General features: G+C 71.6%; 9 protein-coding genes. 3 read left to right on the top strand and 6 right to left on the bottom strand.

What is annotated here, in order from left to right; all coding sequences use genetic code 11:
• Positions 1-46: 46 nt before the first annotated feature.
• The 3 genes from VGD85_RS07610 to VGD85_RS07600 form a co-directional block, all read right to left on the bottom strand.
• Positions 47-1,429: a class II fumarate hydratase gene (locus VGD85_RS07610; RefSeq protein WP_331062848.1), complete on the bottom strand. Its 1,383-nt coding sequence runs from the start codon at positions 1,427-1,429 to the stop codon at positions 47-49.
• Positions 1,426-2,109 carry a hypothetical protein gene (locus VGD85_RS07605; protein WP_331062847.1) on the bottom strand — a complete coding sequence of 228 codons (684 nt, stop codon included), beginning with the start codon at positions 2,107-2,109 and terminating at the stop codon, positions 1,426-1,428. Before VGD85_RS07605 ends, VGD85_RS07610 begins: the two co-directional genes overlap by 4 nt.
• Before the next feature lie 96 nt (positions 2,110-2,205).
• The gene (locus tag VGD85_RS07600) at positions 2,206-3,945 is read right to left on the bottom strand and encodes a fumarate hydratase (protein ID WP_331062846.1); all 1,740 of its coding nucleotides are present in this window, start codon (positions 3,943-3,945) and stop codon (positions 2,206-2,208) included.
• Here VGD85_RS07600 and VGD85_RS07595 point away from each other — a divergent pair.
• Together VGD85_RS07595 and VGD85_RS07590 are read left to right on the top strand one after the other, a co-directional pair.
• The gene (locus tag VGD85_RS07595) at positions 3,944-4,609 is read left to right on the top strand and encodes a DUF1707 domain-containing protein (RefSeq protein WP_331062845.1); all 666 of its coding nucleotides are present in this window, start codon (positions 3,944-3,946) and stop codon (positions 4,607-4,609) included. The genes VGD85_RS07600 and VGD85_RS07595 overlap by 2 nt on opposite strands.
• Positions 4,610-4,746: 137 nt before the next feature.
• Positions 4,747-5,829 carry a sn-glycerol-3-phosphate ABC transporter ATP-binding protein UgpC gene (locus tag VGD85_RS07590; RefSeq protein ID WP_331062844.1) on the top strand — a complete coding sequence of 361 codons (1,083 nt, stop codon included), beginning with the start codon at positions 4,747-4,749 and terminating at the stop codon, positions 5,827-5,829.
• An 89-nt stretch (positions 5,830-5,918) separates the two neighbouring features.
• Here VGD85_RS07590 and VGD85_RS07585 read toward each other — a convergent pair whose 3' ends face one another.
• On the bottom strand, positions 5,919-6,830 hold the full coding sequence (locus VGD85_RS07585) for an alpha/beta fold hydrolase (protein WP_331062843.1): 912 nt from the start codon (positions 6,828-6,830) through the stop codon (positions 5,919-5,921).
• A gap of 164 nt (positions 6,831-6,994) precedes the next feature.
• On the opposite strand from VGD85_RS07585, the gene VGD85_RS07580 reads away from it, so the two are divergent.
• Positions 6,995-7,831 (top strand): alpha/beta fold hydrolase, encoded by an 837-nt coding sequence (locus VGD85_RS07580; protein WP_331062842.1) that lies wholly within the window; start codon positions 6,995-6,997, stop codon positions 7,829-7,831.
• On the opposite strand, the gene glpX is transcribed toward VGD85_RS07580, so the two are convergent.
• Together glpX and VGD85_RS07570 are read right to left on the bottom strand one after the other, a co-directional pair.
• A complete protein-coding gene (gene glpX, locus VGD85_RS07575) occupies positions 7,796-8,800 on the bottom strand; it encodes a class II fructose-bisphosphatase (RefSeq protein ID WP_331062841.1) in 1,005 nt (334 codons plus the stop codon). The genes VGD85_RS07580 and glpX overlap by 36 nt on opposite strands.
• Before the next feature lie 19 nt (positions 8,801-8,819).
• The coding region (locus VGD85_RS07570) for a TOBE domain-containing protein (protein ID WP_331062840.1) at positions 8,820-9,195 on the bottom strand (376 nt) is incomplete at its 5' end.

The following is a 9,195-nucleotide window of genomic DNA, read 5'->3' as shown; positions in this document are numbered from 1 at the left end:
CCATTCCGCGTCACTCGACGGTCTCGCCGCGGCGGCAAGACCCCGCTCACGGGTGGGTCATCGACTCCACGTCGAGCGCCTCGTCCAGCTGCTCCTCGGTGAGCTCGCCGCGCTCGACGTACCCCATCGCGATCACGGTCTCGCGGATCGTCGCGCCGTCGGCCAGCGCCCGCTTGGCGATCTTCGCGGCGGCCTCGTAGCCGACGTACTTGTTCAGCGGCGTCACGACCGACGGCGAGGACTCGGCGTACTGCCGCATCCGGTCGGGGTTCGCGGTGATGCCGTCCACGCACCGCGACGCCAGCACCCGCGAGGAGGCGGCGAGCAGCCGCGCCGACTCCAGCACGTTGCGGGCGATCACCGGCATCGCGACGTTGAGCTCGAAGCTGCCGCTCGCCCCGGCAGCCGTGACCGCCGCGTCGTTGCCGATGACCTGGAAGCAGACCATCAGCGTCGCCTCGGGCAGCACCGGGTTGACCTTGCCGGGCATGATGCTCGACCCCGGCTGCAGGTCGGGGAGGTGGATCTCGGCGAGCCCGGTCGTGGGGCCCGAGGACATCCACCGCAGGTCGTTGCAGATCTTCGTCAGGCCGACCGCGGCGGTGCGGAGCACGCCGCTGAGCTCGACCAGCGAGTCGCGGGTGCCCTGCGCCTCGAAGTGGTTGCGGGCCTCGGTGAACGGCTCGCCGGCGGTCTCGCCGAGTACGCCGATCACGCGCTCGGCGAACCCCGGGGGCGTGTTGATGCCGGTGCCGACCGCGGTGCCGCCCAAGGGCAGCTCCCGGACCCGGGGGAGCACCGACTCGAGCCGTTCGGCGGCGTACCGCACCGTGGCGGCGTAGCCGCCGAACTCCTGCCCGAGCATCACCGGGGTCGCGTCCATGAGGTGGGTGCGCCCCGACTTCACCAGGCCCGCGAACTCCTCGGCCTTGCGCTCGAGGCTCGTGGCGAGCGTCTCGAGCGCGGGCAGCAGGTCGCGGGTCACCGCCAACGTCGCGGCCACGTGGATCGCGGTCGGGAACGTGTCGTTGCTCGACTGGCTGGCGTTGACGTGGTCGTTGGGGTGGACGTCGGTGCCGGCGCGCTGGGCGAGGGTGGCGATGACCTCGTTGGCGTTCATGTTCGAGCTGGTGCCCGACCCGGTCTGGAAGACGTCGATCGGGAACTGGTCGTCGTGCTCGCCCTCGACGACCGCCGTCGCGGCCGCGATGATCGCGTCGGCCCGGTCCCGGTCGAGCACGCCGAGCTCGGCGTTGACGGTCGCGGCCGCCGCCTTGACCCGGCCGATGGCATGGATCAGCGCGGGCTCGATCGGGGTGCCGCTGATCGGGAAGTTCTCGACCGCGCGCTGCGTCTGGGCCCGCCACAAGGCCTCGGCCGGCACCCGGACCTCGCCCATGCTGTCGTGCTCGACACGGAAGTCGCTCATGCCTCGGACGGTACCCGGGACACGAACAGCCAGTAGGTCTCGTCGCGATCCTGCAGGCGTACGTCGTGCCCGTAGCCGGTCGCGTTGCCGAACACCGAGCGCATCCGCTCGGCGAGCTCGGGCGCATCGGCCGCCGACCACACCGCGATGGCTCCGCCGGGCCGCAGCGCGCGCCGGGCGGACTCGAGGAACGGCTCCTCGTACAGCGCGGCGTTGACGTCGTGCACCAGGTAGCCGGGGCCGTTGTCGACGTCGAGGAGCAACAGGTCGTACGACGCCGGCCGCGCCTCGGCGAGCGCGACCGCGATGTCGGCGACCACCACCGTGACCCGCTCGTCGGCCAGCAGCGCCGGGCCATGCGGGATGGTGCCGGCCCGCATCCAGTCGACCAGCGCCTGCTCGATCTCGACGACGGCGACCTTCTCCACCCGCTGGTCGGCGAGCACGGCGTGCATGGTGAAGCCGAGCCCGAGCCCGGCCACGATCACGGCCCGCGGCTCGGCGACCTGCTCCAGGGCCGACTCGGCCAGCGCCTGCTCGGAGCCGACCTCCAGGGTGTCCATCACGAACACGCCGTTGGCGCGCAGCTCCAGCGCGGTCGGGGCGTTCTCGTCGCGCCGCTCGCGCAGCACCAGCTCGCCGCGCTCGGTCTCGGCTCGGGCGATCTCGACGTACTCCACGGCGCCGAGCCTACGGACGGCCCGACGGCCCTCAACCGGGACGTCATACCTCTCGAGGTCCAGGGGCCTCAGAAGGGATGACGTCCGGCAATCTGCCTACTCCTTCGAGCGCACGCGTACGCCGGCGGGGCCGATCGAGCTCAGCGGCACGGTGACGGTGCCGCCGGGGTCGGTGAAGAAGTCGTTGCCCTTGTCGTCGACCACGATGAACGCCGGGAAGTCCTCGACCTCGATCTTCCAGACCGCCTCCATGCCGAGCTCGGGGTACTCCAGCACCTCCTGGCTCTTGATGCAGTCCTGGGCCAGCCTCGCGGCCGGGCCGCCGATCGAGCCGAGGTAGAACCCGCCGTGCGCGGCGCACGCGTCGGTGACGGCCTTGGAGCGGTTGCCCTTCGCGAGCATCACCATCGAGCCGCCGGCCGCCTGGAACTGCTCGACGTAGGAGTCCATCCGCCCGGCCGTGGTCGGGCCGAACGACCCCGACGCCATCCCGGTCGGCGTCTTCGCCGGGCCCGCGTAGTAGACCGGGTGGTCGCGCAGGTACGCCGGCATCTCCTCGCCGGCGTCCAGCCGCTCCTTGATCTTCGCGTGCGCGATGTCGCGGGCCACGACGAGCGGGCCGGTCAGCGAGAGCCGCGTCTTGACGGGGTACTTCCGCAGCTCGGCGAGCACCTCGGCCATCGGCCGATTGAGGTCGATCTTCACGACCTCGCCCCCCGAGATGTCCTCGGCGACGCCCGCGTCGGGCATGTAGTGCGCGGGGTCCATCTCGAGCTGCTCGAGGAACACGCCCTCGGGCGTGATCTTGCCGAGCGCCTGCCGGTCGGCGGAGCACGACACCGCGATCGCGACCGGGCAGGAGGCGCCGTGCCGCGGCAGCCGCACGACGCGCACGTCGTGGCAGAAGTACTTGCCGCCGAACTGTGCGCCGATCCCGAACGACTGCGTCAGCTCGAAGACCTGCTGCTCGAGCTCGAGGTCGCGGAACCCGTGCGCGGACATGTCGCCCGAGGTCGGCAGGTGGTCGAGGTAGTGCGCGGACGCGTACTTCGCGGTCTTGAGCGCGTACTCCGCCGAGGTGCCGCCGATCACGATCGCGAGGTGGTACGGCGGGCAGGCGGCCGTGCCGAGCGAGCGGATCTTCTCGTCGAGGAAGCTCAGCATCCGCTGCGGGTTGAGGACGGCCTTGGTCTCCTGGAACAGGAACGACTTGTTCGCCGAGCCGCCGCCCTTGGCCATGAACAGGAACTTGTACTCGGGCACGCCGTGCGAGGGCGTCGAGTAGATCTCGATCTGCGCCGGCAGGTTGCTGCCGGTGTTCTTCTCCTCGTACGTCGTCAGCGGCGCGAGCTGGGAGTAGCGCAGGTTGAGCTTGGTGTAGGCGTCGTACACACCACGCGAGATCGCCTCGCCGTCGTCGGCGCCGGTGAGCACGCCCTCGGACTTCTTGCCCATGACGATCGCGGTGCCGGTGTCCTGGCACATCGGCAGCACGCCGCCGGCGGAGATGTTGACGTTCTTGAGCAGGTCGAGCGCGACGAACCGGTCGTTGCCGGAGGCCTCGGGGTCGTCGATGATCTTGCGCAGCTGGGCGAGGTGCGCGGGGCGCAGGTAGTGCGCGATGTCGTGCATCGCCTCCGCGGTGAGGCGCTGGATCGCCTCCGGGGAGACCTGGAGGAACGTCTGGCCGTTCGCCTCGAACGTGGAGACACCCTCGGTGGTGATCAACCGGTACGGCGTCTCGTCGGGGCCGATCGGCAGGAGGTCGGAGTACAGGAACTCGGGATCTTGCGCCACGATCCACGAGCGTAGACCTCGGACTACGCTGAGGTTCATGGAGGGACCGCTCGAGCCCCGGCGCGGACCGGCGGACGGCTGGCCGGCCGATCCGTCGACGCTGCGCATCTCCGACGCGGAGCGCCACCAGGTGGCCGAGATCCTGCGGGAGGCGGCAGGCGAGGGACGCATCGATCTCGACGAGCTCGACCAGCGCCTGGAGGCGACGTACGCCGCCCGCACGTACGCCGACCTGGTCCCGATCACGTTCGACCTGCCGGCCCCGCGCCCCGCCTCACACCCGGCGCCGCTGCCGCCGCCTCGCCCGTCGCCGGTGGTCCCGGGGCCCGACCACGAGCGCCACGTCGCGATCCTCTCGGGCCTCAACCGCCGCGGCGCGTGGGTCGTCCCGCGGGAGCTCACGGTCTTCGCGATGATGGGCGGCGCCGACCTCGACCTGCGCGAGGCGAGCTTCGCCGCGCCGGAGGTCGTGATCACCGTCAACGCCTTCATGGGCGGCGCCCAGATCACCGTCGGCCCGGACACACACGTGGTGATGGAGGGCATCGGCATCATGGGCGGCTACTCCGGTCCCGACGGCCGTACGCCGGCCACGCTCGACGCGAGCTCGCCGACCGTCCGGGTCCGCGGCGTCGCGATCTGGGGCGGGGTCGCGGTGGAGCGCAAGCCGTTGAGCCGCAGGCAGCAGCGGCGCCGCTCCTGAGGCGGGCGGGACCAACGACCCGGGGAACTCCTGACTCAGGTACTCCCCACGGGTACTCCCGCCCCGGTACGGTGACCGTGCTCACCTTTACGACGGATCGTCCGGCACGTACCTGCCGGTGAAGGAGTTGTTCAAGCATGGCCACAGTCAGGTTCGAAGAGGCTCAGCGGTGGTACCCAGGCACCGACAAGCCGGCGGTTCCGGGCATCTCGCTCGAGATCGGTGACGGCGAGTTCGTCGTCCTGGTCGGTCCCTCCGGTTGCGGCAAGTCCACGACGCTGCGGATGCTCGCGGGGCTCGAAGAGGTCAACAAAGGCCGGATCTTCATCGGTGATCGCGACATCACCCACACCCCGCCCAAGGACCGGGACATCGCGATGGTGTTCCAGAACTACGCGCTCTACCCGCACATGTCCGTCGCGGACAACATGGCGTTCGCGCTGAAGATGGCGAAGGTGCCCACCGAGGAGCGCAACAAGCGCGTCCAGGAGGCCGCGAAGATCCTCGGCCTGACCGAGTACCTCGACCGCAAGCCGAAGGCGCTCTCCGGTGGCCAGCGCCAGCGCGTCGCGATGGGCCGGGCGATCGTGCGCCAGCCGCAGGTGTTCTGCATGGACGAGCCGCTGTCGAACCTCGACGCCAAGATGCGCGTGCAGACCCGCACCGACATCGCGAAGCTCCAGGCCGACCTCGGCGTCACCACCGTCTACGTCACCCACGACCAGGTCGAGGCCATGACGATGGGCGACCGGGTCGCGGTCATGAACGAAGGCGTCCTGCAGCAGGTCGACACCCCGCTGGCGCTCTACGACCGCCCGGTGAACCTGTTCGTCGCCGGCTTCATCGGCTCCCCGCAGATGAACCTGCTGAACGCGGTCGCCGCCGACCGCCAGGCGAAGATCGGTGACTACCTCGTGCCGGTCGACGACGCCGCCGCGAGCAAGATGCAGGGCCACATCACGGTCGGCGTCCGCCCCGAGGCGTGGCGGGTCGTGGGCAGCAGCGAGTCCGGCCTGCCGGTCAAGGTCACCGTGGTCGAGGACCACGGCGCCGACGCGTTCATCCACGGCACCTGCGGGGTCGAGGGCACGCCCAGCACCATCGTGATCCGGGTCGCCGGGCGGGACCACCCGCAGAAGGGCGAGACGATGTACGTGACGACCGACCCCAAGAACGTCCACGTCTTCGACACCGAGACCGGCGAGCGCCTCTCCGCCTGATTGGCTCCATCCACGCCGAGTCGGCGCCGGTTTCTGAGAAACTGGCGCCGACTCGGCGTTGTGGGCGCGGAAACTGGCGCCGACTCGGCTCAGGCGGGGGTGGCGCGGTCAGCCGTACGCCGGATGGCGGCCACGAACGTCTCGAACAGCGCGGGCGGGAGGTCGTGGCCCATGCCGTCGATGAGCAGCAGCTCCGCGCCGGGCACCGCGGCCGCGGTGGCCCGACCGCCGGAGACGTGCACCATCTTGTCGGCGAGGCCGTGGATCACCAGCGTCGGCACCCGGACGCCGCGCAGCCGCTCGCCGCGGCTGGGCTGGGTGATGACGGCCAGCATCTGGCGCAGCACGCCCTCGGCGCTCACGCCCCGGTCGTAGGTCTCGCCGGCCCGCGTCTCGATCTCCGCACGGGTGAGCGGATAGCCCGGCGACCCGATGAGCGTCCACACCGCGGCGCTGCTGCGGACGTAGGCCTCGCGGCCCGGCTTGCGCTTCAGCAGCGTCGGGAGCAGCGAGGGGTGCTGCCAGCCGACCGTGCGCTTGCCGGTCGTGGACATGATGCTGGTCATCGACCGCACCCGCGCCGGGTGGGTGATCGCCATCGTCTGCACGATCATGCCGCCCATCGACACGCCCACCACGTGCGCAGACGCCAGTCCCAGGTGGTCGAGCAGCCCGAAGGCGTCGCCGGCCAGGTCGCGCATCTCGTACGGCGCCCGCACCCGGGCACCCGCGAACGCCCGCAGGAGCGTGCCGCGCCGGACCCGGCCCTCCAAGACCGTGGAGCGGCCGATGTCGCGGTTGTCGTAGCGGATCACGTAGAAGCCGGCCCGGGCCAGCGCCTCGCACAGCCCGGGGTCCCACCAGGTCATCGGGCCGCCGAGCCCCATCACGAGCAGCAACGGGTCGCCGTCGGGGTCCCCGAAGGTCTGGTAGCACAGCTCGATGCCGTTGCCGACCGGCGCGAGGAGCTCCTCCGAGACCTCCACCGGCGCGGGAGGCACCGGGGGCGGTGTTTTCGCCCCGTCGGCGGGGGTACCGGAAGCTCGGGCCACACGCCCAGTCAACCAGGCGCCCGATCCGGTTGACGTCGAAAGGGACGGGACATGACCGGATTTGTCCGGCGATTGCCCGCCCATTCGGGCAGGAAGGCCCTACCGTGGCACCTGTGACCTCGAGCACACTGGCCGACTTCCTCCTCCCGGAGGGCTTCGCGTGCCCCACCCCGGCCGCGGTCCTGCGGGAGAGCAGCGCCGTGCTCGAGGCCGGCCGGTTCGCGCTCCGGGCGGTGGGGGAGCGGCGCACCCGGCGGGCGACGCCGTACGCCGCGCGGCCCGCGGCCCGCCACGGCGACCCGGTGATCCTCGTGCCGGGCTTCCTGGCCGGCGACGGCACGCTCGCGCTGATGTCCCGCGCGCTGCGCGCCCAGGGGTTCCGCACCTACCGGTCCCAGATGCACGCCAACATCGGCTGCACGCTCAACGCGGCCGCCCAGCTGGAGTCCCGGCTCGAGTCGATCGCGATGCGCCGCGGCTCGCGCGTGCAGATCGTGGGGCACAGCCTGGGCGGCATGCTCGCCCGCGGCATCGCCGTACGCCGGCCGGACCTGGTGTCCAACATCGTGACGATGGGCAGCCCGATGCTGGCGCCGGGTGCCCACCACCCCTCGCTGGCCGCCAGCGTCGACCTGCTGGTGCGGCTCAGCCGGGCCGGGATCCCCGGCCTGATGTCGCACGAGTGCGTCGCCGGGGCCTGTGCGCGGCAGAGCTTCTCGGAGAGCCGGCAGCCGGTGCCGCCCGGGGTGGGCTTCACCGCGCTCTACTCCCGCCGCGACGGCATCGTCGACTGGCGAGCGTGCGTCGACCCGCTGGCCCGGGCGGTCGAAGTGACCGCCTCCCACCTCGGGATGGCGTTCGACCCGCGGGTCATCGACGCCGTCGGCGACGCGCTGCTGCGGACCAGCGAGAGCTCAGCTGTCGAAGTCGATCGCGGCAAAAGCGCGTAGCTTCTCCAGCTGGTGCTCGGAGGTGATCGTGCGGATCGTGCCACTGCGCGAGCGCATCACCAGCGAGTGCGTGGTCACGCTGTTGGCGCGGTAGCGCACCCCGCGGAGCAGCTCGCCGTCGGTGATGCCGGTGGCGACGAAGAACGTGTCGTCGCCGGTGACCAGGTCGTCGGTCGACAGCACCGCGTCGAGGTCGTGGCCGGCGTCGATCGCGCGCTGCCGCTCGTCGTCGTCGCGGGGCCAGAGCCGGCCCTGGATCACGCCGCCGAGGGCCTTCATCGCGCACGCCGCGATGATCCCCTCGGGGGTGCCGCCGATCCCGAGCATCAAGTCGATGCCGGTCTCGGGCCGCGCGGCCATGATCGCGCCGGCGACGTCGCCGTCGGTGATGAACTTGATCATCGCGCCGGTGGCGCGGATCTCCTCGACGAGCGCGTCGTGCCGCGGCCGGTCCAGCAGCACGACGGTCACGTCGGAGGGTCGCTCGCCCTTCGCCTTCGCGACCTGGTGGATGTTCTCGGCCACGGGGTAGCGGATGTCGACGGCGCCGGCGGCCTCGGGGCCGGTGACCAGCTTGTCCATGTAGAAGACCGCCGACGGGTCGTACATCGTCCCGCGGGGCGCGACGGCGAGCACCGAGACGGCGTTGCTCATGCCCTTCGCGGTCAGCGTGGTGCCGTCGATGGGGTCGACGGCGACGTCGCACTCGGGGCCGGTGCCGTCGCCGACGCGCTCGCCGTTGTAGAGCATCGGGGCGTTGTCCTTCTCGCCCTCACCGATCACCACGATGCCGTCCATCCCGATCGTCGAGATCATCACGCGCATCGCGTTGACGGCGACGCCGTCGGCGCCGTTCTTGTCACCCCGGCCGACCCACCGGCCGGCGGCCATCGCGGCCGCCTCGGTGACCCGGACCAGCTCCAGGGCGAGGTTGCGGTCGGGGGCCTGGGCGTCGGGAGAGAGAGACATGCGGGGACTCTAACGAAGGTCAGGTGGCATAGACGGAGACCTCGTTCGCCTTGACGGCGAACACCGCGCGTACGCCGGGTGCCAGGTCGAGCTCGGCGGCCGACTGCACGGTGACGTCCGCGGCGAGGTGGCCGGCGCGGACGCGGACCGTGTCGCCGTGCGGCTCGAGGTCGGTGACCGTGACCCTCAGGCTGTTGCGGGGGCTGCCCCCGGGCGCCTCGCGGAACACCGAGACGGCGGCCGGGCGGAACACCGCGACCACCCGGTCGCCCGGCTGCGGGCCGGGCTCGGCCGCGAGCCCGCGGATCGCCACCCCCTCACCGTGCACGGCGCCGTCGTGCCAGGTGCCGGTCACCATGTTCAGGCCCGCGATCCGGGCGGCGAACGGGCTGCGC

The sequence above is a fragment of the Nocardioides sp. genome (genome assembly GCF_036401255.1).
In the GTDB taxonomy this organism is placed as follows: domain Bacteria; phylum Actinomycetota; class Actinomycetes; order Propionibacteriales; family Nocardioidaceae; genus Nocardioides.
This window is presented reverse-complemented; position numbering and strand designations above follow the sequence as displayed.